Origin of the sequence: Pseudomonas sp. CFII64 (genome assembly GCF_000416235.1) — a bacterium.
In the GTDB taxonomy this organism is placed as follows: domain Bacteria; phylum Pseudomonadota; class Gammaproteobacteria; order Pseudomonadales; family Pseudomonadaceae; genus Aquipseudomonas.
This window is the reverse complement of record NZ_ATLO01000042.1, coordinates 138,509-164,170: the sequence shown is the minus strand read 5'-3', so window position 1 is coordinate 164,170 and position 25,662 is coordinate 138,509. Positions and strand designations below refer to the sequence as shown.

17 protein-coding genes are annotated in these 25,662 nt (G+C 59.3%); 10 read left to right on the top strand and 7 right to left on the bottom strand.

Annotation, left to right across the window (positions count from 1 at the left end):
• Positions 1–105: 105 nt before the first annotated feature.
• The 4 genes from CFII64_RS18685 (at position 106) to CFII64_RS18670 (ending at position 9,502) form a co-directional block, all read left to right on the top strand.
• A complete protein-coding gene (locus tag CFII64_RS18685) occupies positions 106–1,269 on the top strand; it encodes an efflux RND transporter periplasmic adaptor subunit (protein ID WP_020292386.1) in 1,164 nt (387 codons plus the stop codon).
• On the top strand, positions 1,269–4,406 hold the full coding sequence (locus tag CFII64_RS18680; protein ID WP_020292385.1) for an efflux RND transporter permease subunit: 3,138 nt from the start codon (positions 1,269–1,271) through the stop codon (positions 4,404–4,406). Before CFII64_RS18685 ends, CFII64_RS18680 begins: the two co-directional genes overlap by 1 nt.
• Entirely contained in the window at positions 4,399–5,913 is a 1,515-nt protein-coding gene (locus CFII64_RS18675; protein ID WP_020292384.1) for an MFS transporter, read from the top strand. Before CFII64_RS18680 ends, CFII64_RS18675 begins: the two co-directional genes overlap by 8 nt.
• Positions 5,914–6,181: 268 nt before the next feature.
• Positions 6,182–9,502, top strand: a complete 3,321-nt coding sequence (locus tag CFII64_RS18670) for a type III effector HrpK domain-containing protein (protein ID WP_020292383.1) — start codon at positions 6,182–6,184, stop codon at positions 9,500–9,502.
• 78 nt (positions 9,503–9,580) lie between these two features.
• On the opposite strand, the gene CFII64_RS18665 is transcribed toward CFII64_RS18670, so the two are convergent.
• The 4 genes from CFII64_RS18665 to kdgR all read right to left on the bottom strand — a co-directional run bounded on the left by CFII64_RS18665 (position 9,581) and on the right by kdgR (position 14,485).
• Positions 9,581–12,013 (bottom strand): TonB-dependent receptor, encoded by a 2,433-nt coding sequence (locus CFII64_RS18665; RefSeq protein ID WP_020292382.1) that lies wholly within the window; start codon positions 12,011–12,013, stop codon positions 9,581–9,583.
• A gap of 115 nt (positions 12,014–12,128) precedes the next feature.
• Positions 12,129–13,097, bottom strand: a complete 969-nt coding sequence (locus tag CFII64_RS18660) for a FecR domain-containing protein (protein WP_020292381.1) — start codon at positions 13,095–13,097, stop codon at positions 12,129–12,131.
• The gene (locus CFII64_RS18655) at positions 13,094–13,600 is read right to left on the bottom strand and encodes a sigma-70 family RNA polymerase sigma factor (protein ID WP_020292380.1); all 507 of its coding nucleotides are present in this window, start codon (positions 13,598–13,600) and stop codon (positions 13,094–13,096) included. The genes CFII64_RS18660 and CFII64_RS18655 overlap by 4 nt, the downstream gene beginning before the upstream one ends.
• Before the next feature lie 102 nt (positions 13,601–13,702).
• Positions 13,703–14,485: a DNA-binding transcriptional regulator KdgR gene (kdgR, locus tag CFII64_RS18650; RefSeq protein ID WP_020292379.1), complete on the bottom strand. Its 783-nt coding sequence runs from the start codon at positions 14,483–14,485 to the stop codon at positions 13,703–13,705.
• Between the two features lie 152 nt (positions 14,486–14,637).
• Here kdgR and CFII64_RS18645 point away from each other — a divergent pair, with 152 nt between their 5' ends.
• The 6 genes from CFII64_RS18645 to uxuA all read left to right on the top strand — a co-directional run bounded on the left by CFII64_RS18645 (position 14,638) and on the right by uxuA (position 21,993).
• Positions 14,638–15,639, top strand: a complete 1,002-nt coding sequence (locus CFII64_RS18645) for a sugar kinase (RefSeq protein ID WP_020292378.1) — start codon at positions 14,638–14,640, stop codon at positions 15,637–15,639.
• A 4-nt stretch (positions 15,640–15,643) separates the two neighbouring features.
• Complete coding sequence (gene manD / locus CFII64_RS18640; protein WP_020292377.1) at positions 15,644–16,855, top strand: D-mannonate dehydratase ManD; 1,212 nt, start codon at positions 15,644–15,646, stop codon at positions 16,853–16,855.
• 67 nt (positions 16,856–16,922) lie between these two features.
• Entirely contained in the window at positions 16,923–17,954 is a 1,032-nt protein-coding gene (locus CFII64_RS18635; protein WP_020292376.1) for a Zn-dependent oxidoreductase, read from the top strand.
• 68 nt (positions 17,955–18,022) lie between these two features.
• Entirely contained in the window at positions 18,023–19,315 is a 1,293-nt protein-coding gene (locus CFII64_RS18630; protein ID WP_020292375.1) for an MFS transporter, read from the top strand.
• Between the two features lie 27 nt (positions 19,316–19,342).
• Positions 19,343–20,800, top strand: a complete 1,458-nt coding sequence (locus CFII64_RS18625; RefSeq protein ID WP_020292374.1) for a mannitol dehydrogenase family protein — start codon at positions 19,343–19,345, stop codon at positions 20,798–20,800.
• 17 nt (positions 20,801–20,817) lie between these two features.
• A complete protein-coding gene (gene uxuA, locus CFII64_RS18620; RefSeq protein ID WP_020292373.1) occupies positions 20,818–21,993 on the top strand; it encodes a mannonate dehydratase in 1,176 nt (391 codons plus the stop codon).
• Here the strand turns inward: uxuA and CFII64_RS18615 are convergent.
• The 3 genes from CFII64_RS18615 to CFII64_RS18605 are packed head-to-tail and all read right to left on the bottom strand — an operon-like array spanning position 21,978 to position 25,326.
• Positions 21,978–22,721: a FadR/GntR family transcriptional regulator gene (locus tag CFII64_RS18615; RefSeq protein ID WP_020292372.1), complete on the bottom strand. Its 744-nt coding sequence runs from the start codon at positions 22,719–22,721 to the stop codon at positions 21,978–21,980. The genes uxuA and CFII64_RS18615 overlap by 16 nt on opposite strands.
• 57 nt (positions 22,722–22,778) lie before the next feature.
• On the bottom strand, positions 22,779–24,305 hold the full coding sequence (locus CFII64_RS18610; protein WP_020292371.1) for a UxaA family hydrolase: 1,527 nt from the start codon (positions 24,303–24,305) through the stop codon (positions 22,779–22,781).
• A 10-nt stretch (positions 24,306–24,315) separates the two neighbouring features.
• Positions 24,316–25,326, bottom strand: a complete 1,011-nt coding sequence (locus tag CFII64_RS18605) for a zinc-binding alcohol dehydrogenase family protein (RefSeq protein WP_020292370.1) — start codon at positions 25,324–25,326, stop codon at positions 24,316–24,318.
• Positions 25,327–25,662: the final 336 nt, after the last annotated feature.

Below are 25,662 nucleotides of genomic sequence, written 5' to 3'. Positions count from 1 at the left end.
CTGTTGGTGCGAAGCCTTAACACTTCTTCACATCTTCCCAACACTTGTTTACATGCACTTTAGAGAGTGTCTCTAGCATGGCGTGATCTTTGGGGGAACGCCATCATGCTGTCTTTTTTTCGTCTCGATCCATACCGTTTGCTGTTGTGTGTTGGTTTTGCCGGGCTGAGCGCCTGCGGTAAGCCGCCCGCACCACAGCAAATGCCGCCGCCTCAGGTCAGTGTGGAAACGGTAACGACCCAGCCCCTGACGATTACCACTGAACTCAATGGCCGTCTGGTGTCTCCGCGTACCGCTGAGGTTCGCGCACGAGTGGCCGGTATCGTGTTGCAACGGGTCTATCGCGAAGGCACTGACGTCAAGCAAGGTGATGTTCTGTTTCGCATCGATCCCGCGCCATTTCAGGCCGATGTCGAGAGCGCCGAAGCGGCTCTGCGCAAGGCCCAGGCCAACCAGTATCAAACCCGATTGCAGGCAGAGCGCTATGCCGAGCTGGTGACGATAAACGCCGTGAGCCGGCAAGAATCCGAGAACGCCCAAGCCGGTTTTTTGCAAGCCCAGGCGGATGTGGCATCGACCAAGGCTGCCCTGAAACGCTCGCGGCTGAACCTTGGCTACGCAACCGTAACCGCGCCGATTTCCGGGCGAATCAGTAGAGCCATGGTCACCGAAGGCGCGCTGGTCGGGCAGGGCGATGCCACGGCCCTGGCGACCATCCAGCAATTACAGCCGATTTACGCCGACATCAATCAATCGACCCGGCAAATCAGCGAACTGCGTAGCGCGTTACGCCAAGGCCGGTTGCAGCAGCTTGAGCGCGGACAGATCACCGCGACGCTGATTCAGGAAGATGGCAGCCCTTATCCACTGAAAGGCCAGTTGCTGTTTTCCGACCTGACGGTCGATCAGAGCACCGGCCAGATCGTGCTGCGCAGCGAGTTCCCCAATCCGCAAAACGAGTTGCTGCCCGGTAGCTTCATTCGCGTGCAACTGGATCAGGCTCGTTCGGCAGAGGGCATCACCATTGCCCAGCGCGCGGTGCAACGCGATGCCGGCGGCAAGCCTCTGGTCATGATTGTGGACGCAGAGGGGAAAACCCGAGAGCGCGCTGTCGAGCTGGGCGCCGTGCAGAACAATCGCTGGATTGTGAAAGCCGGGCTTGATGCCGGTGATCGTGTGGTGGTGTCGGGCCTGCAGCATGTGCAGCCGGGTAGCGCAGTAACCGCCGAAGAAGAGGGCATGCAATCGGCTGCTCAGGAGCAGAAGTAATGCCGCAATTCTTTATTGATCGGCCGATATTCGCCTGGGTCATCGCGTTGTTTATTGTTCTGGCGGGCTTATTGGCGATACCCAACCTGCCTGTTGCTCAGTATCCCAGCGTCGCGCCGCCACAAATCGAGTTGACCGCCACCTATCCCGGCGCGTCCACCCAGACCATCGACGAAAGCGTGGTGAGCCTGATCGAACAGGAGCTCAATGGCGTCAACCATCTGCTGTACTTCAGCTCCAGCAGCAGCCAGGGCCAGGCCACCATGACCGTTACCTTTCAGCCGGGCACTGATCCCGAGCTGGCCAAGGTCGACGTGCAGAACCGGTTGAAAGTTGTCGAACCCCGCTTGCCGCGTGCGGTCAGCCAGCAGGGTTTGCAGATCGAAGAAACCTCTGCCGGCTTCCTGATGATTGCGACGCTGACTTCAACTGATGGGCGTCTGGATGAAATTGCCCTGAGTGATTACCTGACCCGCAACGTGGTCAACGAACTGAAGCGGCTTGATGGTGTAGGTAAGGCGCAGTTGTTTGGTTCCGAGCGCGCCATGCGTGTCTGGATCGATCCGCAAAAGCTGGTGGCTTTCAATCTGACACCTGCCGATGTCAGCCAGGCTATTGCCGAGCAGAACGTTCAGGTCTCTGCCGGCAGTATCGGTGACTTGCCCTCTTCAACGGATCAGGAGCTGACCGCAACGGTCATGGTCAAAGGCCAACTGAGCAGCCCTGAAGAGTTCGCCGCCATCGTCCTCAAGGCCAATCAGAATGGGTCCAACGTGACTGTCGGCGACGTGGCCAGGGTTGAAGTCGGCGGCCAGAGCTACAACTTCGCGACTCGCCTGAACGGTAAGCAATCGGTCGCGTTGGGCGTCCAGCTGGCACCGGCGGGTAACGCGATGAGCACTGCCACACACGTGCGGGAAAAGCTCGACGAGTTGTCCAAATATTTTCCGGCAGGAGTCAAATACGACATCCCGTACGATACGTCGCCGTTCGTGAAAGTCTCGATCACCAAGGTCATTCACACATTGCTTGAAGCAATGGTGCTGGTGTTCATCGTCATGTTCGTGTTCCTGCAGAACGTTCGGTACACCTTGATCCCGGCCCTTGTGGTACCCGTTGCATTGATGGGTACGTTTGCAGTCATGTATGTACTGGGATTCTCCATCAACGTGCTGACGCTGTTTGGCATGGTATTGGCCATCGGTATTCTGGTGGATGACGCCATTGTGGTGGTGGAAAACGTCGAGCGGCTGATGGTCAAGGAAGGTCTTTCGCCCAAAGATGCCACGCGCAAGGCCATGACCGAAATCAGCAGTGCGATCATCGGCATCACGTTGGTGCTGACCGCAGTGTTTATCCCGATGGCGTTCATGTCCGGCTCGGTCGGTGTGATCTACAAGCAGTTTTCGATTTCCATGGCGGTTTCCATCGTGTTCTCGGCGTTCCTGGCCCTGAGCCTGACACCGGCCCTGTGCGCAACCTTGCTCAAGCCGATCCCGGCGAATTCGCATCACGAGAAAAAAGGTTTTTTTGGCTGGTTCAACCGTCGATTCGAGCAAATGAGCGACCGCTATGAAGGCTGGGTGAGTAAAGCGGTGCGCCAACTGGGCCGCTATATGCTGGTGTTTCTGGTATTGGTGGGCATCATGGCGCTGTTGTTCAGCCGTCTACCGTCTTCGTTCCTGCCGGTGGAGGATCAGGGTTACACCATCACGGATATACAACTGCCGCCGGGTGCCAGTCAGAACCGCACCATCGAAATCGCCAGACAGATCGAGGCGCACAACGCCCAGGAACCCGGTATTGCCAATACCGTGATGATTCTGGGCTTCAGTTTTTCCGGGAGCGGGCAAAACGCTGCACTGGCGTTCACCACCTTGACGGACTGGGCGGACCGAGGCGCAGAAGACTCTGCGCAATCCATTGCGGATCGTGCCAGCGCTGTATTTTCCGCCTTCAAGGACGCCATGGTGTTCAGTCTGCTGCCGCCTCCGGTAGAAGGTCTGGGCACCTCGGGTGGTTTTGAGGTGCGCTTGCAGGATCGCAGTGCGCAAGGTTATGAAGCATTGCGCCAGGCCCGTGACGAGCTGCTGAGTAAAGTCAGCGCAAGCCCGCTCCTGCAAAACGTGCACGAAGCCGCCCTGGCTGAAACACCTCAAGTCAACATCGAGGTGGATCGTCAGCAAGCAAACGCCATGGGTGTTTCGTTCGCCGCGATTGCCAACGTGCTGTCCACTTCATTGGGCTCGGCCTACGTCAATGACTTCCCGAATCTGGGCCGCATGCAACAAGTGATCGTGCAGAGCGAGGGTGATCGTCGCCAGCAGGTCGATGACATCATGAAGCTGGAAGTCAAAAATAACCAGGGACGCATGGTGCCGGTTTCAGCGTTCTCCAAAGTCAAATGGGAGAGAGGGCCGGCGCAGCTCAATCGTTACAACGGTTATCCCTCGGTGAGCCTGTCTGGCGAACCTTCCCCGGGGCACAGCACCGGTGAAGCGATGGATGAGATGCAACGTCTGGCGTCCGGCCTGCCAGCCGGTTTCGCTCTGCAATGGACGGGGCTGTCATTGCAGGAAAGCATTTCGGGTGGCCAGGCGCCGTTGCTGTTCGGCTTGTCGATGCTGGTGGTGTTTTTATGCCTCGCGGCCTTGTATGAAAGCTGGGCTATTCCAGCGGCAGTGTTGTTGGTCGTGCCGTTGGGAGTTATCGGTGCGGTGCTGGCGGTGACGCTACGCGGCATGCCCAACGATGTGTTCTTCAAAGTCGGGCTGATCACCATCATTGGTCTGTCGGCCAAGAATGCGATCCTGATCATCGAATTTGCCAAGAGTCTGCACGATCAAGGCATGGGCTGTGTCGAGGCCAGTATTCAGGCTGCACGTTTGCGCTTGCGCCCGATCATCATGACGTCGCTGGCATTCATTCTCGGCGTGGTGCCGCTGGTTTTCGCCTCGGGTGCCAGTTCGGCCAGCCAGCAGGCCATCGGTACCGGTGTGATCGGCGGCATGCTGACGGCAACGCTGGCGGTGGTTTTTGTGCCGGTATTCTTCGTAATGGTCATGGGGGGCGTGGAAAGGCTGAGGCCGGGTAAAACGTCCAAAGCTCAGGCTGAGAAGGGACCGGTTCATGAGTAAGTTGTCCTTGCCGATCCTGTCTCGCAGTGCTCCAAATCGTTGGCTGGTTCTGATGTCGGTCATGATGGCTTTTCTGCCGATTGTCCTGGATGTCACCATTCTGCATGTTGCGGTTCCTTCGCTGACCCTGGCGTTGCAAGCGACTGGCACTGAAGTGCTGTGGATCATCGATATCTATCCGCTGTTGATGGCCAGTTTGCTGATTCCCATGGGTACACTCGCTGATCGGGTTGGCCACCGCTGCATGCTGCTGATCGGCCTGGCCATCTTCTGCACCGGATCGATTCTGGCGGCATTTGCGCCGAGTGCTGTGGCGCTGATTGGCGCGCGTGCGTTCATGGCGGTCGGCGCTGCGATGGTCATGCCGTGCACCCTGGCCATCGTTCGTCAGACATTCGCCGACGAGGGCGAGCGGGCGATAGCGCTCGGTATCTGGGGCGCGGTCGCCTCTGCGGGTGCTGCCATAGGCCCACTGGCGGGCGGGGCGCTGCTTGAGCATTTCTGGTGGGGTTCGGTGTTCCTGGTCAACGTGCCGGTCATGCTTGCGGTCATTCCATTGGTCGTCGCCTACATCCCGCGCCGACCTGCCGTCGAAGGCGGGAATTGGACGATAGGGCAAGCGCTGATGCTGATCCTCGGCATCATGGCGAGTGTGTATGCCCTGAAATCAGCCTTTAAAACCGGTGGTTCACTTGCGCAAACCATGGCCTGCTTTTCGTTCGGGCTATTGATGCTGGGCTGGTTCGTTCGAAAACAGCTTCGCGCGCCAAATCCCATGCTTGATCTGAGCCTGTTTGCGATACCGGCAATCAGTGCGGGAGTAACCATGGCTATCGTGGTGATGGGGGCGCTGGCGGGGGTCGAACTGATGCTGGCCCAGGAGCTGCAGTTTGTCCTGGGCCGCACGCCGCTTGAGGCGGGAATATTCATGCTGCCGTTAATGGTTGCGTCCGCAATCGGTGGGCCGCTCTCAGGCATGATTCTGGGTGCCGTTGGCTTGAGATGGGTGGCGTGTGGTTCTCTGATGCTGTCTGCCTCCAGTCTTGTCGGCCTGGCGCTCACGGGTCTGGATAACGCCGGCGTCAGTGTTGTTTTAATGCTGGCCACGTTGGGACTCTCACTGAGTGTTGGCTTGACTGCCTCCTCAGTCGCAATCATGAGCAGCACGCCCGTGGAAAAGGCGGGTGCTGCCGGAGCGCTTGAGGCGACCAGCTACGACCTGGGTTCAGGGCTGGGCATCACCGCGTTCGGCATCCTTTTGGCCTCCACTTACGAACGCTCAATCCAGCTGCCCGGCGATATTCCTGCCGCGATGGCCGAAGCGGCAACCCGATCAATCGGCGAAACCATGATTGCGGCCAGCGCTCTTGGCGGGGATCGGGGCCAGCAATTGATGGCGGCTGGGCAAGCGGCTTTCAGTACGTCGCACAGCATGGTTCTACTTTCCGCCGCCGCGCTGATGGGGGTGTTGAGCCTGGTATTAGTCTTCGTATTGCGCCGCCAATGACAGCAAGCCAGGTGCCCGTCAAACGGTGTGCTGATTCGAGAATCAGGTTCTGTGCTTCAACGAACGTCAGCCCGTGGATGTCATCCCTTCTTAACACTAAGCCGTTCTAATCGAACTCAATCGCGGGAGCCTGGTATCAAGCCCGGCCCCCGTGTTTCTGCCGTTACGGCCCGGTTTGCACCAGTCTGACCAGTAGCGGAGCTTGCCCCAATCTGCGCAAGCCCGGTTGTCGCTGGACTTTTCTGGTGACCAATGGAAGGAACAGTCGATGAGCTCTGTCAGCAAGATCACTACCGAGAAACCTCAGGATCCGGTGGACATCAAAGCCTGGGAGCAGGCGGTCCAGCAATCGAAGGAGGCCGGCATCCAATGGGAGCGGCCTGCGGACGACAAGCGCACCGCGCAGGAAATTATCGACGATAACCCGTTGCTCAAGAGCGTGGGCGGGCGGGGTGACAGGGGCGAAGCCAGGGACAATCTAATCGCGCAGGTCGGTGATTACACCAAGGACCCGGACGCTGCATTCCGTGCCGTCCAGGTCCTCGAACACATTGAGACCTTTGACGCCAACGGTGATCGCCTGGCCAGTAACGACATCGGTAATGAGCGCATCGACGGCTATACCAGCAGCAGCGACGCCAGGCATGGTAGCGAGGCCGGGCGTCTGAAGGATTTTGGCAGGTCCGGTTTTTCCAACCTCAAGGGTGAGCTGCACGAGGTTCGATCCGCCGCTGATGACCCTGCCACTAAAGAGCAGGCCGAAAAGCTGGGCATTGAGTGGCAACGCCCGGAGGGTGATGATCGGTCGGCCAAGGACATCATCGAAAGCGACCCGTTGCTCAAGAACCTGGGCAATCAAAGTGACGTCAAGGACATGCTCAAGGAGCAGGTCGGCGATTTCGAAACCGATCCTGACGCCGCCTACCGTGCCACTCAGGTCCTGGCTCACATCGAGCAGTTCGACGGCAACGGCTCGCGCATCGTCGGTAATGACGTGGCCAACGGCAGTGTCGACGGTTTCACCAAAAGCGGCGAGGCGAAGAACGGCACCGAAGCGGGCCGCCTGCAGGATTTCGGCAAGGACGGTTTCGCCAGCCTCAAGGGCCAGATGACCAATGTGTCGGCCGCTGGCGACAACAAAGAAGCCCGCGAGCAGGCTGAGAAACTCGGCATCATGTGGGCGCTACCCAAGGATGACAAACGCTCGGCTCAGGACATCATTGACGACAATCCGCTGCTCAAGAACCTGGGTAACCAGAGCGGCGTCAAGGACATGCTCAAGGAGCAGGTCGGCGATTACGAGAAGGACGCGAACGCTGCCTTCCGCGCTGCTCAGGTGCTCGACCGGGTGACGATGTACGACGAAAAGGGTAACGCGCAGTCCGGCGGTCACGTTTTCAACAGCAGCGTCGATGGCTTCACCAAAAGCGGTGAGGCAAAACACGGCACTGAAGCCGGCCGACTGCAAGACTTCGGAAAACTGGGCTTTGAGGCTCTGCCAGAGCTGAAGAAGACCGAGGAAATCAGTAGCTACAAGGACTACCTCAAGGCCAATCCCGACGCCGACGACGCCTCGAAAAAAATCGCCAGATACACGGCGATCCTTGACGAAAACTACGAAGCAATCAAAGGCAAGACCGGCTCGGCCGACATGACCGCCGAGGCGCTATCCGACTACAAGAACAAGAATCCCCAGCTGGGTGACGAGGTTAAAGAAGCCCTGGACTTCTGGTCGCAATCCGGTGCCTTTACGCTGCTCGATAACGCCAAGAGCCCGCTGGAGCAGGGCGTTGACGGCAAGGCCAGCCGTGGCGACGTGCAAGCCTTTCTGAAGAATACGGCCCCGAAAGATGTTGGCGCAGTGGGCACGCTGCTGGAGGCCGTCGCTGAAGGCAACCTGCTCAATAAGGTCAACACCGACCCACTCAACAAGGACGTATTCGAACACCCGGAAAACTACACGGCAGAACAGAAGGCTGCGGTGCTTCAGGAACTCAAGGCCGCGCAACAATTGATCGTCCAGGGCAGCGGCGCCGGCATGTGGAAAGACGACAAATCGAAAGTCGCGATCGCCAACAATGTGCGCAGTCATCCCGACCCGCAAAAGCTGCTCGATGACGTCAACAAGCACGTCTCGGCCCTTGAGAAAGACCCCGAAGTGGTCAAGTTCTACAACGAGAATGCGACCAGTGAACTGGCCAGGGTGCTGGAGGGTAGCGACGGGCTCAAGGAAGCGTTGCAGAGCAGCTACGACAACAGCATCAAGACCGGCGATGCGCTGGATAAATTCTGGAAAGCCAATACCAAGGACGGCAAAACAGATCAGCAGACCGCGCTCGCCCAGTTCTACAGCTCGGCGCAGAGCGCGCAGGAGGCTCTGGGCATCAGCAACCCCGGCGAAATCCAGCAGGCTGTGCAGAAGTCCGAACACAACAAGGACTTCGAGTCGTTCTACGAAAATTCCCTGGTGACCGGTGATCGCCTGAAGGAGTTGCTCAAGACTGAAGGGTTCGAAAAGGCGGCCAGCCAGTTCAGCATGGAAGTGGCGATGTACAACGCCGCGCTGAACCCGGAATTCACCGGCAAGTTCGACGACAAGCTGACCGAAAACTACACGGCCATCGCTCAGGAGAATGTCTTCAAGGACGCCACATTCGAAGACCTGGAAAAGGCCTTCGGCAAGAATGGCGGCAAGGATCTGGATGAGGATAAGGTCAAGGCACTGATTGACGAGATCGGCAAGAGTAACCCTGAGTTATTGACCAATGCCGATGGCAAGGTCGCCACTTCTGACCAGATCCTGGCTGTGTTCAGAGGCAATTGGGACGTCCTGCGTCAAGGCACCAAGTCCATTTCCGAACTGGGCCTGTTTAGCGAGAATTCCTCGATCAAGGGCGCTTCCAATGCCGGTGTTCTGCATGGCGTCAGCGGCTTGTTCATGGCCGGTATTACCATCGCCAAGGGCGCAAGCGGCTCCGGCGCGCTGACCGATCGGCAGATCGTCGACATCAGTACCGGCTCGGTGCAAAGCGCGACGCTGCTGGTCGAAGGCGGGATCAAGAATTTCGCCAACAACTTCAAGGGCGCCGAAGACGTTATCGATCCGGACGTCTACAAAGACATTACGACCAATCTGTCGAAACTGGAAAACGGCGCCAAGGGCCTCGGCGGGCTGGCTGGCGTAGCAGCGGGCGCTTACGGCATTTTCGACGGCGTGCAGTCGATTCGCAAAGGCGAGCTGGTCGCCGGAGGCATGAACATCACTGCAGGTTCATTGGGTGCGATGGCTGGCCTGGCTTCAGCGGCTGAAGGTGCGGCCGGGGTATTCCAGCTGGCCGGTAGCGTCGTCCGCGCCTTGCCCCTGATTGCCGGGAGCCTGGGCATTGCGGCGGCCGGTATTGGCGCCTTGGCCCTGCTGATTCCTGGCTTGATCGAGGAAGGCAAGCAGGAAACCCGGGTCGCCCGCTTCTCCGACCACCTCAGCGACTACCTGACCCAGTACGAAATCGATGGCGTCGAGAACGGTGACCTCTCGGATGTGCCGTACGAAGAGTGGCCGGGCCCGGAGGAAAGCACCATCGCATCGTGATGGGTCCAGGCTGGGTTTCTACCCAGCCTGGCGTGTCTGGAAACGCCTTGCGGTCGGCACAGAGTCACTGCGGTGCTGTCAGAACGTCGGCGTGTATTTCACGCTGAACATCACATTACGCGGATCGCCGAAGTTGTTGTTGCCATTGAGCTGGTTGTAGCCTGCTGTGTAGTAATGCTTGTCGAACAGATTGTTGGCGTTCAGTGCCACGCCGATTTCCTTCGTCAGCTGGTAGCCGACACGGGCATTCCACACGGTATAGCCCGGTACGTTGAAGGTATGTTCGTAGCCCAGCGTGTGGCTTTGCGTGGTGAAGCCCAAGCCAGTGCTGACACGGTTCCAGTCGCCGCTGAACTGGTAATTGCCCCAGACCCGCAGCATATGTTTAGGCGTCCAGGTGCTGAAGACTTTGCCTTCGCTGTCCGGGTCTTCCAGGTATTTGGTGGTGTTGTAGGTGTAACCGGCAAACAGTTGCAGACCGGTGAGCACTTCGCCGCTGATTTCTGCTTCGACCCCCTGGCTGCGAACCTTCCCTGAAGGCGTTGAGCAGTACCAACCGTCGCAGGCAAAACCCGAAGCCAGGTCGTTGACGGGGCGGTTTTCCTGGTCATAACGGAACATCGCCAGGGACGTGTTGATCCGGCCATCCAGCAGCTCGCCCTTGAGGCCGATTTCGTAGTTGCTGCCGATCACCGGTTTGAGCATCGAACCGGCCGCGTCACGGGCGGTTTGTGGTTCGAATACGTCTGTGTAGCTGGCATAAACCGCCCATTCGCGGTTCAGGTCATAAACGATGCCGGCATAAGGCGTGACTTCCCCGGTTTCGTGGGTGGTGCTGTCCGCTTGCGGGATGGCCACGTTGCTGAATGCGTCCTGGGTCGATGACGTGTAGCTGTAGTCGTACCAGCTGACCCGGGAGCCGAGCACCAGCGTCAACGACTCGATTGGCTTGATCCGCCAGCTTCCGTACAGGCCTTTCTGCCGGACGTCGTATTTGCTCGGTGTCGCACGACCCCCAGGTGTATTGAGCAAACCGTCGTAGCTGATGTCCGGGCGGTTGTGATCAATGCCGAAGATCGTGTCGCTGCTGTTATTGAAGGTTCGGGCGAAGCGGTCGTCTGATTTCAATTTGGCGTAGTTGCCGCCCAGCATGACTTCCTGCTGCATGGACAGTGCTTCGAAGCGTCCGACGAGGTTCATGTCCAGACCGATTTTGGTGGCGTCGAAATCCGTCACGAAGTCGGCGTATTGCACGCCGCTGCCGTCCGCTGCGAGTCCAGAGCCGCTGGTTTGCAACCGCTGGTTTTTCGCCTTGTTGTCTTCCGTCATGCGTACGGCGCCGATCTTGAAGGCCCAGTCGTCATTGAAACGGTGCTCCAGATCCGCATACACAGTGGTGACATCAATCTCGGAATGATTCCAGCGAGCGCCGCTGTAGGTCGAACGCGACAGATCGACAGGTTTACCGTCGGCGTAGCGCGGCAGGCCACGGATCATCGGTCGTGATTCGCTATCGGAGCGGCTCACCGCCAGGCCCAGGGTCGTGTCCTCGCGCAGATCAAAATCCAGCGCGCCGTAGAGCGAGTGAGTCTTGCTCCATTCGTAGTCGATGAATGAATTGCTCTGATCTTCGTCGGCGACGAAACGGCCACGCACGGTGCCGGTCTGGTTCAAAGGCCCACCGGCATCCAGTTGCAGCCCGTAGTGATCCCAGGAACCGGCCTTGCCGGTCATGGTCACGGTTGGCGCGTTCTGGCCGCGCTTGCGCACCAGATTGATCGCGCCGCCGGGGCTGCCGGTGCCCTGAAGCAGGCCGGACGCGCCCCGCAGCACTTCCATGCGATCAAAGAAAATCAGGTCCTGGGTGGCCCAATTGCCCAGGGCATAGGTGTTGCGCGGGATCGGCACGCCGTCGTACTGCCAGTCATCGATCTGAAAACCCCGCGAGGTGAGGATCATGCCCTTGCCCACACCTTGAACGCCAACCAGTCCGGTGGTCTTGTTGGCGGCATCCTTGAGGTCGGTGAGATCCTGGTCATCCATTTGCTTGCGAGTCATCACGGTGATCGACTGCGGGATTTCCTTGAGTGTGTGCGTGCCTTTGCCGATGGTCACTGCCCGCGCGGCATAGGAGCCGGAGCCTTCGGTGGTGGCGTCGGTGCTGCGCTCAACAATGTTGGTGGCATCCAGTTGCAGCGCGTTGCTGTCGGCGACTGGCTCGACACTGAAATTGCCTTGGTCCGTCACCCGTAACTGCAAGCCGCTGCCCGACAGCGCCCTGATCATCGCTTGCTCGGCCGGCATCTGGCCGATCACCGCTGGCGCTTGTTTACCCTGCACCAGCGAAGGTTTCAGCGAAATGATGTGCCCACTCTGGCCGGCAATCGCATTGAGCGTACTGGCGAGCGGGCCGGCTGGCAGATTGAAGGTCAGGTTTTGCGCCAGGGCAGGGCTCGCCAGAGTTGCCAGGGCAACGGCGACGGAAAGGGCTTGGGGCCAGGTGTTGAACACAAAATTTCTCCTGTTTGTATGGAAGTGTCAGGAGATAGGTGGGGTGAGAAATGAAAACCAGACACAAACAAGATCGATTTTCAGAAAATAACGTTCGCCGCATTTTTCTGGTCGATCACTTCGAGCCAATCAGCGTCAGCCAGGGGCTGTAGCGATCCACGCGTATCGGCAGGGTTTCCGTTAAAGCACGCAAGGCCCGGTCGGGGTCGTCGAGCGGAAACACGCCCTGGACGCGCAAGCCGCGAACCTCCGGCGCCACGCGCACAAAACCTCGACTGTAAGGCCGCAGCGCATCCACCACGTGTTCAAGGGGTTCGTCCAGCACATTCAGCCTGCCGCTCAGCCAGTCGGCGCGTTGGCGCTGATCACCGCTGACGAGGTCAATCCGCCGGGCATGCAGCAGCGCCGACTGACCTTCTTTCATCACCTGTAGCGTGCCGTCGAATAACCGTGCTTCGACCGAGTGCTGCAACACCACGAGGCGGCTGGCATCCTGTTCCTGGGCAACGAGGAAGCGGGTACCCAGCGCGCGCACTTCACCTTGGGCAGTGCGCACCAGCAGCGGACGGCGCGGGTCTGGCGCGACCTCGATCACCAGTTCGCCATGGCGCAGAATCACCAGCCGTTGCCGGTCATCGAAGCGCAGATCCACTGCGCTGTTGGCGTTCAGGCTCAGGCGACTGCCATCGGCCAGATCAAAGTTCTGGCGCTGGCCGCGCCCGGTGTGCAGGTCCGCCAGCAGCGTGTCAGCCAGCTGCGTCCCGGCCCCCAGCCAGACACCGCCGCCAAGCAGACCCAGGCCAGCCATCACGCGCAGGGCATCGCGGCGTGAACCATGAGGGTGCAACAGCAATTGGCGAGCCTCGCCAGCGTGACCGGGCAAGCGTCGATCAAGAGCGAGAACCGTATCGAACGAACCGCCGAGCCGATCCTGCAATCTGGCCCAGGCCTGGCTGTGTGTCTGGTCCAACGCCAACCATGCGTCAAAGCGTTTCTGCAGCGCGGCATCAGGCGTAGCGGCGCGCAGTTTGACCATCCAGTCGATGGCCTGCTCGCTTGCCGGGTCCAGTCGCGGCTGCTTCATGGTGTCATTTCGCACAGATAGCACTGACGCAGTGCCTGTTTCATATAACGGCTGACAGTACGCTCCGACAAGCCCAGCTTCTGTGCAATCGCCACGTAGCTCAGGCCATCCAGCTGGCTGTAGAGGAAAGTAGCCTTGACGACCATCGGCAAGCCGTCGATAGCCCGGTCGATGGCCACCAGGGCTTCAATCAGCAGCAACTGTTCTTCAGGGGAGGGCGCCAGCGCCTCGGGCAGGACCGACAAACGCTCCAGGTAAGCCAGCTCCAGTTTGCGCCGACGATGGCGATCAAAGATCAGCCGGCGGGCGATGGTCGACAGGTAGGCACGAGGTTGTTCGATGCTGTCGGGATCGACGCGCGCCGCCAATATCTGACAAAACGTATCGGCTGCGGTGTCCTCGGCGTCCGCCCGATTGCGTAGATGCCGATGAATATGCGACAGCAGCCAACGATGATGATCGCTGAAAAAGAATCCCAGTTTGCTGGACGAAGGAGATTGCACTGGTTGGTTTTCCAGATCTTATTGAAAATCGTTCGCAATAATACCTGCGTGACGAGAGACAGTGCAATCCTGAGTAAAGCGCGGCCGCGCGCTGTGGGTCAGCTACCGCGCATGCCAGCCCAACTGGCGGGAAATCTGTTGTGTGGCTTCCATCAGCCGCTTGACGTAGTCCTGCTTGAGTTCTTCGCGAAAGCGAAAGCAGGGGAATGACACGCTCATGCCACCGATCACATGACCGAAGCGGTCGCGGATGGGAGCGGCCAGGCAGCGCATATTGTCTTCGAATTCTTCATGGTCCTCGGCATAACCCTGGGCACGAACCACTTCCAGTTCCTGCAGATAGGCCTCAATGCTGGTCAGAGTGTTGGCCGTGCGACGCTCGAAGCTTTCTTCCTGCAAATGGGCGATCAGCTCGGGCTGCTCCAGCCACGCCATCAGGACTTTGCCGATACCGGTGCAGTACAGCGGCGCACGTCGGCCGATGCGCGAGTACATGCGCAGGTTGTATTTGGAGTCGATCTTGTGCACGTAAACGATGTCGCCTTCGTCGAGAATGCCCAGGTGCACGGTCTCGCCGGTCAATTCATTGATACGCCGCATGCCCGGTTCAGCTTCACGGATGATGTCCAGATGGGGCAAGGCTTGCGCGCCCAGTTCAAACAGCCGAACGCTGAGCCGATAGCGATCTTCGGCATCCTGCACCACATAACCACGGGCCTTGAGCGACTGCAAAAACCGGTAAACCGTGCTTTTGGACATGTCCAGTTTCTGCGCGATTTCCGACACACCGCTTTCCTCGGGATGCTCGGCCAGGGCCTCAAGTACGGCCATGGTCCGGGCGACGGCGGAGACCAGTTCGTTGTTCTGAAGGGTGCTGTTGTCCATGAAGGCTCCAACGGGAACGGAAAACCCAAGGATATACGCTCGCGAATCAAAACGCTGTTTCATTTTTCTTGACGGTCCAGAAAATCTGACTAAACTCGGCCTCAAGCTTTTAAAATGAAACGCCGTTTTAAAAATAACAAAGGCGCGCAGTAATGAACGTAATTTCCGGGCAACGCCCGCAAACCGTTTCACCCCGTCCACTCAACGTGGCGCTGGTGGGCGAGTGCATGATCGAGATGCGCGGCGAACCAGCCTCAGGTTTCAGCCAGACCTTCGGCGGCGACACGCTCAACGCCGCGGTTTATCTTTCCCGACTGAATCCCGACTCGCAGATTGTCGCGGACTACATCACGGCCGTTGGCGCTGATAGCTTCAGTGACGCCATGCGTCAGTTGTGGCGCGAAGAAGGCGTCGGCGACCAACATGTGCGCGTCATCAAGGATGCGCTGCCGGGGTTGTATTTCATCCAGACCGATTCACAAGGCGAAAGGCGCTTTCTGTATTGGCGGGGCGAAGCCGCAGCGCGGAGCATGTTCGACGGCCCTGAAGCCGACGCCGTGTTGCATGCCTTGGCGGATTACGACTACGTCTATCTGAGCGGCATTAGCCTGGCGATCCTCACCGGCAATGGCCGCGAGCGGCTGATGCAGGCTTTGCGCCTGGCCCGTGAATCCGGCACGCGCATCGTCTTCGACAATAACTACCGTCCCCACTTGTGGCCCGATGCCCAGGCTGCGCGCCAGGCCTATGGCGCCATGCTGCGCCTGACTGACCTGGCGCTGATTACCTGGGAGGACGACGCCGCACTGTTCGGTTATGCCGATCCCGAGGCGTTGTTCCAGGCCTACGCAGATTTTGGCGTGGCCGAAGTAGCCCTCAAGCGTGGCGTCGCTTCGTGCTTGATCCAGTGCGCCTCAGGTCGTTTTGAAGTGCCCGCCGAGCAGGTGCGGCAGATCGTCGACACCACGGCGGCGGGCGACTCCTTCAGCGCGGCTTATCTTTCGTGTCGCCTGCAAGGCGGTGATCCACAACTGGCTGCGCGTTGGGGCCATCGACTGGCGGCCCAGGTCGTCCAGCATCGCGGTGCGCTGATCCCCTGCGCCGTCATGCCCAGCCTGCACATGCCTTCATTTTCTTCTGCCGCAGAGGCCTGATCTTATGAAAATCATTGACGCCCGCGTCATTGTTACCTGCCCGGGTCGCAACCTGATCACCCTGAAAATCGTTACTGATTCCGGTATCTACGGCATCGGGGATGCAACCTTGAACGGCCGGGAACTGGCGGTGGTCGCCTACCTGGAAGAACACGTGCTGCCAGCACTGATCGGTCGCGATGCCCAGCGCATCGAAGACATCTGGCAATACCTGTATCGCGGGGCCTACTGGCGCCGTGGTCCGGTGACCATGACCGCGATTGCCGCTGTGGATGTTGCGTTGTGGGACATCAAGGCCAAGGCCGCGCAAATGCCGTTGTACCAGTTGCTCGGAGGCAAAAGCCGCGAGCGGGTGATGGTCTACGGGCATGCCACGGGCAAGGACATCGAAGGTTGCCTGGACGAAGTCGCCCGGCATGTCGAGCTGGGCTACAAAGCGGTGCGCGTGCAATGCGGGATTCCCGGCATCGCCACCACCTACGGCGTGGCCAAGCGCAGCGGGGAACGTTATGAGCCGGCCGACAGCGACCTGCCCGCCGAACATGTGTGGGACACCGCCAAGTACCTGAACCATGTGCCCAAGCTGTTTGCCGCAGTGCGTGAACGCTTCGGCGATGACTTGCACATCCTGCACGACGTGCATCACCGCCTGACGCCTATTGAAGCGGGCCGCCTGGGCAAGTCGGTCGAGCCATTCAACCTGTTCTGGCTCGAAGACTGCACCCCGGCCGAGAATCAGGAAGCCTTCCGCCTGATCCGCCAGCACACCACCACGCCGCTGGCGGTGGGTGAGGTATTCAACTCCATTCATGACTGCCGCGAGCTGATCCAGGAACAGTTGATCGACTACATCCGCGCCACGCTGGTCCACGCCGGTGGCATCACCCATGTGCGACGTATTGCCGACTTCGCTGCGCTCTATCAGGTGCGCACCGGCTTTCATGGCGCCACCGACCTGTCGCCGGTGTGCATGGGCGCGGCGCTGCATTTCGATACCTGGGTGCCCAATTTTGGCATCCAGGAGCACATGCCCCACGACGAACGTATCGACGAAGTGTTTCCCCACGCCTATCGCTTTGAAGACGGCCACTTCACCCCCGGCGAAGTCCCGGGTCATGGCGTCGACATCGACGAGAACCTGGCGGCGAAATACCCCTACAAACGCGCCAGCCTGCCAGTCAATCGCCTGGAAGACGGCACGCTCTGGCACTGGTAAACGCTGTTTCGACTGATCAATAACGACAAGAACACAGGGCGTCACCGGCCCTGGCAGGAGTGACCCGATGAAAGCTTTTCAAGTAAGAGCACCTTTTGAGTTCGGCCTGGCGCAAGTCGACATGCCCCAAGTGGCGCCTGGCGAAGTCAAGGTCGACGTCGCCTACGCCGGCATTTGTGGGTCGGACATGCACATCATCCACGGGCAAAACGCCTTTGTGCGTTTTCCGCGAGTGACTGGCCATGAGTTCTCGGGCGTGGTGCGCGAAGTGGGCGAGGGCGTCGAGAGCCTCAAGGTCGGCGACCGCGTGTGCATCGACCCGGTCATCAGCTGTGGCACTTGCTACCCGTGCCGGATCAACCGGCCGAACGTCTGCACGCAACTGCAAGTGATTGGCGTGCATCGCGACGGCGGGTTCAGCGAGCAAGTCTGTGTGCCGGCCGAGAATGCCCACCGCTTGCCTGACTCGATGTCCCTGAGCCACGCGGCGCTGGTGGAGCCTTACACCATTGCTCTCAACGTGCTTGATCGCATGCAGCCCCACCCGGGCGACAGCCTGTTGATCTACGGTGCGGGCGTAATTGGCTTGACGCTGGTGCAGATGGCCCGGGCGCTGGGGATGACCGATATCACCGTGACCGACGTCCTTGATACACGACTGGAGGCGGCAAGGGCTCTCGGGGCCAGCCGCACCCTCAACGGCAAGGACGTCGACGTCGAAGCAACGATGCGCGAATTGACCCAGGGCGAAGGCGTTCCGCTGATAGTCGACGCCGCCTGCATCCCCGCGCTGATGCCGCAGATGGTGCGCCTGGCCTCGCCTGCGGGACGTATCGGCCTGCTGGGTTTCAATACCGTGCCGAGCGATCTGGTGCAACTGGAAATGATCAAGAAAGAACTGACGCTGGTGGGATCGCGCCTGAACAATCGCAAATTCCCAAAAGTGATCGAGCTGATCGCCAGCGGCAAATTGCAGGTGCGGGAACTGATCAGTCACCGCATTAGTTTCGACGAAATGCCGTCGGCCATCGACCTGATCGAAAGCCATCCCGAACAGACCCGCAAGGTCCTCGTGGAGCTGAACGGCGCTCTTCAATAGTCCGTTGTAGATACGCGTGCCCATCCGGGCACCCTCACCGAATAACCACAAAAAAGCGGGAGGTTCCAATGTTTGGTCAAGGTCGCACGTTAATCATCATCATGCTGTTCCTGGCAGGCGTCATTAATTACCTGGATCGCTCGGCATTGTCCGTTGCGGCTCCTTTCATCCAGAAAGACTACGGTCTGACGACGGGTGAAATGGGCATGATCTTCAGTAGTTTCTTCGTCGGCTATGCGGTGTTCAACTTTATCGGCGGCTGGGCGGCCGACCGCTACGGGGCGAAAACCACGCTGTTGCTGGCGATGGTGCTGTGGTCGCTATTCAGCGGTCTCACAGTGCTGACCATAGGTTTCGCGTCGCTGGTGTTCATCCGCATCCTGTTCGGTATGGGTGAAGGGCCGTTGAGCGTCACCACCAGCAAGATGGTCAACAACTGGTACACCCCGAAACAACGGGCGCGGGCGCTGGGGACTTCGATGTCCGGCACGCCCTTGGGCGGCGCGATTTCCGGGCCAGTGGTGGGTTTTATCGCCATCAGCTACGGCTGGAAGGTGTCGTTCATCATCATTATGGCGTTGGGCCTGATCTGGGCGCTGGTGTGGTTCAAGTTCGTCAAGGACAAGCCTAAAGGCAAGGTCGCCGAGGAGATTCTGCAGGCCGAGGGCAAGAGCGAAGTGGCGGCGCTGCCGGTTCATCCGCTGCGTTACTACCTCAAGCAACCAACCGTGCTGTTTACCGCGCTGGCGTTCTTTTCCTATAACTACACGCTGTTCTTTTTCCTGACCTGGTTCCCTAGCTACCTGACCATGGCCCACGGCCTGAACGTCAAGGACATGAGCATCGCGACGGTCATTCCCTGGCTGCTGGGTTTCCTCGGCCTGGCCCTGGGCGGTTTCATTTCCGACTTCGTGTTCAAGAAAACCGGGCGAATGATGTTTTCCCGCAAAGTGGTGCTGGTGACATGCCTGTTGGCCTGCGCCGCCTGTATCGCCCTTGCCGGGATCGTCAAAACCCTGTATCCGGCGGTGATTCTCGTTGCCCTTGCGGTGTTCTTCCTGTACCTCACCGGTGCCATCTACTGGGCGATCATCCAGGACACCGTGCCTGCGGCGCGTGTCGGTGGTGTCAGCGGCTTCATGCACTTTCTGGCGAACACCTCGGGCATCATTGGCCCGACCCTCACCGGTTTCCTGGTGGAATTCACCGGTTCGTTCACCAGCGCGTTCCTGTTGGCGGGGCTGTTAACCGTGATCGGCGCGGTGTGCGTGGCACGCTATGTCAAACCCCTTTCGGCGGCGGACACCGGTAGCGCGCAGGCAGCAAGCCCGCAACCAGGTTCGGCCTTGAGCCGTCCATAACCTGTCATGAACAGAAGGAGCGTGTCGATGCCTGTTGTGAAACGTGTGCCCTCTACCAGCCCTGTCGGTGAGATCGGCATCGTGCATCTCGGCCTGGGGGCGTTTCATCGCGCCCACCAGGCGGTCTATCTGCAACGCCATCTCAATCGCCATGGCGCAAGTGACTGGGGATTGTGCAGCGCCAACCTGCGCTCGAATCGCACATTGGTTGATCAATTGCGCGAGCAGGACGGCCGCTACCATGTGGCCGAGTATCGCGACCGCGAGCAGGTGACGCTGCGTGAGATCGGTGTATTGCGCCAGGCCTTGTATGTAGGCGAGGGCGGCCACGAGCTGGAGTTGCTGTTGCAGCGCATGGCCGCGCCGCAAACACGGATTGTCACGCTCACCGTCACCGAGAAAGGTTACTGCCTGAGTCCTGCCACCGGGCAGTTGCGCATCGAAGATCCGGCAATTGCCCACGACATCGCTCATCCGCAAGCGCCGCGCACTGCGCCCGGCATTGTCCTCGAAGCACTGCGTCGCCGCCGTGCCGCAGGCATTGCGGCGTTTACCGTGTTGTGCTGCGACAACATGCCGGACAACGGCCAGCGCACTCGCCAGGCGGTGAGCGCCTTGGCAGCGCTGCAGGACGAAGGCTTGACGCAGTGGGTCAACGAGCACGTGGCGTTCCCTGGCTGCATGGTTGACCGGATCGTGCCTGCCATGGATGGCGAGTCCTTCACCCGGCTGGAACAGCAACTGGACTGCCACGACCGTGCGGCGGTGGTCTGTGAAAGCTTCAGTCAGTGGGTGATCGAGGATCACTTTCCGCTCGGGCGTCCGGACTGGGAGGTGGAAGGCGTGCAGATGGTGGACGACGTGCGTCCGTTCGAAACGATGAAACTGCGCATGCTCAACGGCAGCCATTCGTTGCTGGCCTACGTGGGTTTGCTGATCGGCCACGAATCGGTATTCGACGCCATCAACGATGCGGATCTGGCGCAGTTCATCGAGCGCTACATGACCGAAGAAGCGGCGCCTACGCTGGACATGCCGGCGGGCATTGATCTTGCGGTCTATGCCCAGGATCTGAAGGCGCGCTTTGCCAATGACAGCCTGCAGCATCGCCTGCGCCAGATCGCCATGGACGGTTCGCAAAAACTGCCGCAACGCTGGCTGCTCGGCGCACAGCAGCTGCTCGGCGAGGGACGCGGGCTGGCCTGTACCGCGTTGGGTATCGCAGCATGGATCCACTATTGCACGCAGCCGCTGCCGGACGGTTCGGCGCGGGTTATTGACGACCCCTTGAGCGCAACCTTTGCCGATCTTGGCGGAAGATTTGCAGGCGCATCGTTGGTGGATGCCTTTCTCGATCTGGGCGAAGTGTTCCCGGCCGCGCTTTCCGATCGACCGGATTTTCGCGACGCCGTGCAACGCGCCTATGGCGCCCTGATTCGCGACGGCATGGGTAGCCTTTTACACACTTTTGCTGCACACAACTAACAAGAAAGGAGAACAACATGGAACAGACATGGCGCTGGTTTGGCCCCAAAGACCCGATCTCCCTGGCGGACGTCCGCCAAACCGGTGCGACCGGAATCGTCACCGCGTTGCACGACATCCCCAATGGCCAGGTCTGGCCGGTGGACGCCATTGCGGCGCGCAAACAGCTGATCGAGTCCGCAGGCTTGAGCTGGTCGGTGGTGGAAAGCATTCCGGTACATGAAGACATCAAGCGCGGCTGCGGTCGACGTGACGAATACATCGCCAACTACCAGCAAAGCGTGCGCAATCTGGCGAGCTGCGGCATCGATATCGTCTGCTACAACTTCATGCCGGTACTGGACTGGACCCGCACTGACCTGGCCTGGGAGCTGGCCGACGGCGGCTGGGCGTTGCGATTCGATCAAACCGCGTTTGCCGCGTTCGACCTGTTCATCCTCCAGCGCCCGGATGCGCAAGCCGAATACAGCGCCGAGGATATCCAGCAGGCCAAGGCCTACTTCGAGCAACTGACGCCAGCCCAGAGCGAAACCCTGGTCAACACCTTGATCGCCGGGTTGCCTGGCGCCGAGGAACACTACAGCCTGGAAGACTTCCGGGCCTTGCTGCGCACCTACTCGGAAATCGACGAAGCCAGGCTGCGTGAACACTTGGGCTACTTTTTACGTGCGGTGATTCCGGTTGCCGAAGAAGTGGGCGTGCGCATGGCGATCCACCCGGACGATCCACCCCGGGCGCTGCTTGGCTTGCCGCGCATCCTGTCCACCGCCGAAGACGCCCAATGGTTGCTGGACGCCGCCCCAAGCCCGGCCAATGGCCTGACGTTCTGCACCGGTTCTTATGGCGTACGTGAAGACAATGACCTGGTGGCGATGGCCAAACACTTCGCGCCGTTCATCTACTTCACCCACCTGCGCTCAACCCGCCGCGAAGCGGATCCGCGCAGCTTCCATGAAGCCCATCATCTGGACGGCGATGTCGATATGGTCGGGGTTATCGGTGCGTTAGTGGCAGAAGAGCGCCGGCGTGAACGCGAAGGCGGCCCACGCTTGCCGCTGCGTCCGGACCATGGGCATCAGCTGCTCGACGATCAGCACCGCAAAAGCAACCCCGGCTATTCGCTGATCGGGCGACTCAAGGGCCTGGCAGAAATTCGCGGTGTGGAATTGGCCGTGCGTCAACAGCTGGATTGAGACTCGGATTTTTTCTGCGAGATCTCTTCTTCCGGCTCCAGCGTTTTGAGCCAACGATTCTCCGAACGGCTCAAATGCTGGCGCATTGAGGTTTGCGCGCCGAGCACGTCTTTGCTGGCCACGGCGCGAAGTATCGCCTCATGCTCGACGACTGCAGCTTCCCAGGTCAGAGCGTTCTCGGAATGCTGGCTAAGGTGAGCCGAAATAGGGCTGTGTCGTTCATCGAAGAGGGCGGTGATGATTCGCACCAACGCGGAGTTGCCGGTCATTTTCGCCAGGCGATGATGAAACTTTCGGTCGTCCTCCAGCGGCGGCAGGCCGTTGGCGATGCTGGCGCGCATGGCGTCAATACATTCCTGCAAATAGCGATAGTCGCTTTTTTTGCCATGCAGACAGGCCAGAATCACCGACTCACCTTCGATCAATGCTCTGGCCTGCATCAGTTCCGATGGGCTCTCACCCAGGGTTGAAGCCTGATTTTTTCCGTCCAGGGTCAGGGCGCGGACGTACACGCCCGAGCCCATCTTGATTTCAACGCCGCCTTCAATTTCCAGAGCAATGAGCGCCTCACGAAGCGAAGGTCTGGAAACACCGAGAATTTGGGTCAAATCGCGTTCGGGAGGAAGTCTGGAACCCGGTTTGAAATCCCCCTGAAAGATGTAATCCCGCAGTTGATCAGCGATTTTCTGGTACGGCTTTCGCTCGGCAGAATGTGTCAGTGAAGCCATCGGCACGGCGTCCATCAGAGAGTTGGCGAAGGCTACCACAGTGACTGGCAGGGCGTTTCACATCACTGCGCCGATCTGCCAGGGCAGGAACTCGTTATCGCCCAGGCCGTTTTCTTCGCTGCAGGTCTGTCGTCCGGACGCGGTGTCCAGCATCAACTGGAATAACCGCTGACCGGCTTCGGCGACTGACTCCAGACCATCGACAATACCGCCGGCATTGAAATCCATATCCAGCTCCATGCGTTGGAACAAGCCGGTGTTGGTGGCGATCTTTAATGATGGCGTGGGCTTGCAACCGTAGGTCGAGCCACGGCCAGTGGTGAAGCAGATGAGATTCGCGCCTCCCGCGACCTGGCCGGTTGCCGATACGGGGTCGTAGCCGGGCGTATCCATGAACACCAGGCCGTGGGCATCGATCGTTTCAGCGTAGTGGTAAACGCCCATCAACCCGGTAGTTCCGGCTTTTGCCACGGCGCCCAGGGATTTTTCCAGAATGGTGGTAATGCCGCCAGCCTTGTTGCCCGGCGAGGGGTTGTTATTCATGTCACCGTCGTTGTGGTGTACGTAGGCTTCCCACCAATGGATCCGCTCCATCAGTTTCGCCGAAATATCGGCCGATGCGGCGCGGGCAGTCAGCAGGTGTTCGGCACCGTAGATTTCCGGCGTTTCCGAAAGAATTGCGGTGCCGCCATGCCGCACAAGCAGGTCGACCGCAGCCCCGAGTGCCGGATTGGCGGTAATGCCCGAATAACCATCCGAGCCGCCGCACTGCAAGCCTACGCTGAGATGGCTGGCCGCAACGGTGGTGCGCCGGAAATGGTTGATGACCGGCAGCATCTCTTCAATATGCGCTATGCCACGTCGTACGGCTTCGCGAGTACCGCCTGCTTCCTGAATGATCAGACTGGCCTTGAGCAGCGCTGAGCGATCCCCCAGTTCATTCATCAGCGGGGTCAGCTGGTTGACCTCGCAGCCCAGGCCGATCAACAGGACACCGGCAAAGTTGGCGTGATCGGCATAGCCGCGCAAGGTGCGTTTGAGGATGTCGATGCCTTCACCTTTCGCACCCATGCCACAGCCGCTGCCGTGGGTGATTGCGACAACGCCATCGACATTGGGAAAGTCTTTGAGGCGCTCGGAAGAGAATGCGTTGGCGATGTGCTTGCAGACGGTTGCCGAGCAATTGACGCTGGAGATCACCCCGATGTAGTTGCGCGTGCCGACGCGCCCGTCATCGCGGACATAGCCCTCGAAGGTCGCCGGTTCACTGCTGAACGATGTGGGTACGTAGATATTCTGCACGCTGTGTTCGGCGTTGGTTGTCGGCATGTCCAGGTTGTGGACGTGGACGTGATCACCGGGCTCGATGCCTTGGGTCGCCAGGCCGATGGTCTGGCCATACTTGAGCACCTGTTGACCTGCCGACACCGGGCGCAGGGCGATCTTGTGACCGGATGGAATCTGTTGCCCGGCGATCAGCGTGATGCCGTCGGCGCTGAGCTGTTGTCCTGCGGCGATGTCGCCTCGGGCCACGGCGACATCGTCACCGGGTGTCAATACAAGCAAGGATTGCGAATCGCTCATCACGCTGCTCCTAACACTCGATGATTGCTTTGACGACGCCTTGTTTCGGGTCGAGCAATGTAGTGAATGAGTGGGCGACAGCGCTTAGGGTCAGGCGGTGGGTATTGAGGGCGGCATCCGGAATCAACCCGTTGCGCAAGCATTCCTCCACATGACGGAAGTCTTCCTGGGTGGCGTTGCGGCTACCCATCAACGTGGCTTCACGCTTGTGGAATTCGGGGTCGGAGAAGGTGATCGAGTCCCGAACCACCGAAATCATCACGTAAGTGCCGCCGTGGGCGATGAATTCGAAGCCGCGCTCCATGGCCCGGGCATTGCCGGTGGCATCAAACACCACGTCGAAAAAATCACCCTTTGTGAGCTCAGCGAGGGTTTCCTTGTCGCCTTCGCCGATTTTTACCGAGGCGTGAATCTTCAGGTGTTCCTTACAGAACAAAAGACGATCGTCGCGGGTATCCAGAACGGTGACTTTCGCACCGCGCAAACCGGCAAAGATCGCTGCCGCCATGCCAATCGGACCGGTGCCGACCACCAATGCATGTTTGTCCGCCTGGACATTTGAACGACGTACGGCGTGAGCACCGATGGACAGAAATTCGATCATCGCCGCCTGATCAAGGGAAATGCCCACTGCCTTATGGACAAATTCGTGGGGAATGCTCAGGTACTCGGTAAAAGCACCGTCGCAGTGAACCCCCAACACTTGAATGCGGGTGCAGCAGTTGGTCTTACCCTGGCGGCAGGCGATGCATGTGCCGCAGGAAAGATAAGGCATCACATACACGACATCACCCGTGTCGAGATCGCTGGCGCTGTCGGTTTCCTCTACAAGCCCGGAAAACTCATGGCCCATCACCCGAGGGTATTCGAGGAACGGCTGATTGCCGCTGAAAATATGCAGATCGGTGCCGCAAACCCCGACGCGCTTGATGCGGATGAGGATCTCTCCTGGCTTTCTGACCGGTTTTTCACGCTCGATGGCGGTTAACGAACCGGGTTCGTTACAGATGACAGTCAGCATGTTGATGCTCCCTGGCTGTCGCAGACGATGTATGACGATAAGCGGGAGAGGGCACCGAGCGCCCGGCTGGCGGGGAATCTGAACATTCTGAGGATCTCTTTTTTGTTGTGAGCGAACAGTTGCCCGCCTGGAGGATCGAGAGCTCAAAAACTACACTTCAGGGAAAATATTGGCAAGACCAATCTATATAAAATCTTATTGGACAAACCAATCTGTCGAAATCGCCCATGGCTTGAAAAGCGGCTGCTGGCCTGAATGGCTTGTTCACTCGGTAACTACGCCTGGCGACCGTCATCTGCGGATTTGACGCCGCTCCGACTTCAGCATAGATTGCTC

Excerpts from the sequence above, each read along its gene's own strand:
- CFII64_RS18685 (WP_020292386.1), top strand. The coding sequence starts at position 106 with ATGCTGTCTTTTTTTCGTCTCGATCCATACCGTTTGCTGTTGTGTGTT.
- CFII64_RS18680 (WP_020292385.1), top strand. The coding sequence starts at position 1,269 with ATGCCGCAATTCTTTATTGATCGGCCGATATTCGCCTGGGTCATCGCG.
- CFII64_RS18675 (WP_020292384.1), top strand. The coding sequence starts at position 4,399 with ATGAGTAAGTTGTCCTTGCCGATCCTGTCTCGCAGTGCTCCAAATCGT.
- CFII64_RS18670 (WP_020292383.1), top strand. The coding sequence starts at position 6,182 with ATGAGCTCTGTCAGCAAGATCACTACCGAGAAACCTCAGGATCCGGTG.
- CFII64_RS18660 (WP_020292381.1), bottom strand. The coding sequence starts at position 13,097 with ATGAAGCAGCCGCGACTGGACCCGGCAAGCGAGCAGGCCATCGACTGG.
- kdgR (WP_020292379.1), bottom strand. The coding sequence starts at position 14,485 with ATGGACAACAGCACCCTTCAGAACAACGAACTGGTCTCCGCCGTCGCC.
- CFII64_RS18645 (WP_020292378.1), top strand. The coding sequence starts at position 14,638 with ATGAACGTAATTTCCGGGCAACGCCCGCAAACCGTTTCACCCCGTCCA.
- manD (WP_020292377.1), top strand. The coding sequence starts at position 15,644 with ATGAAAATCATTGACGCCCGCGTCATTGTTACCTGCCCGGGTCGCAAC.
- CFII64_RS18635 (WP_020292376.1), top strand. The coding sequence starts at position 16,923 with ATGAAAGCTTTTCAAGTAAGAGCACCTTTTGAGTTCGGCCTGGCGCAA.
- CFII64_RS18630 (WP_020292375.1), top strand. The coding sequence starts at position 18,023 with ATGTTTGGTCAAGGTCGCACGTTAATCATCATCATGCTGTTCCTGGCA.
- CFII64_RS18625 (WP_020292374.1), top strand. The coding sequence starts at position 19,343 with ATGCCTGTTGTGAAACGTGTGCCCTCTACCAGCCCTGTCGGTGAGATC.
- uxuA (WP_020292373.1), top strand. The coding sequence starts at position 20,818 with ATGGAACAGACATGGCGCTGGTTTGGCCCCAAAGACCCGATCTCCCTG.
- CFII64_RS18615 (WP_020292372.1), bottom strand. The coding sequence starts at position 22,721 with ATGGCTTCACTGACACATTCTGCCGAGCGAAAGCCGTACCAGAAAATC.
- CFII64_RS18610 (WP_020292371.1), bottom strand. The coding sequence starts at position 24,305 with ATGAGCGATTCGCAATCCTTGCTTGTATTGACACCCGGTGACGATGTC.
- CFII64_RS18605 (WP_020292370.1), bottom strand. The coding sequence starts at position 25,326 with ATGCTGACTGTCATCTGTAACGAACCCGGTTCGTTAACCGCCATCGAG.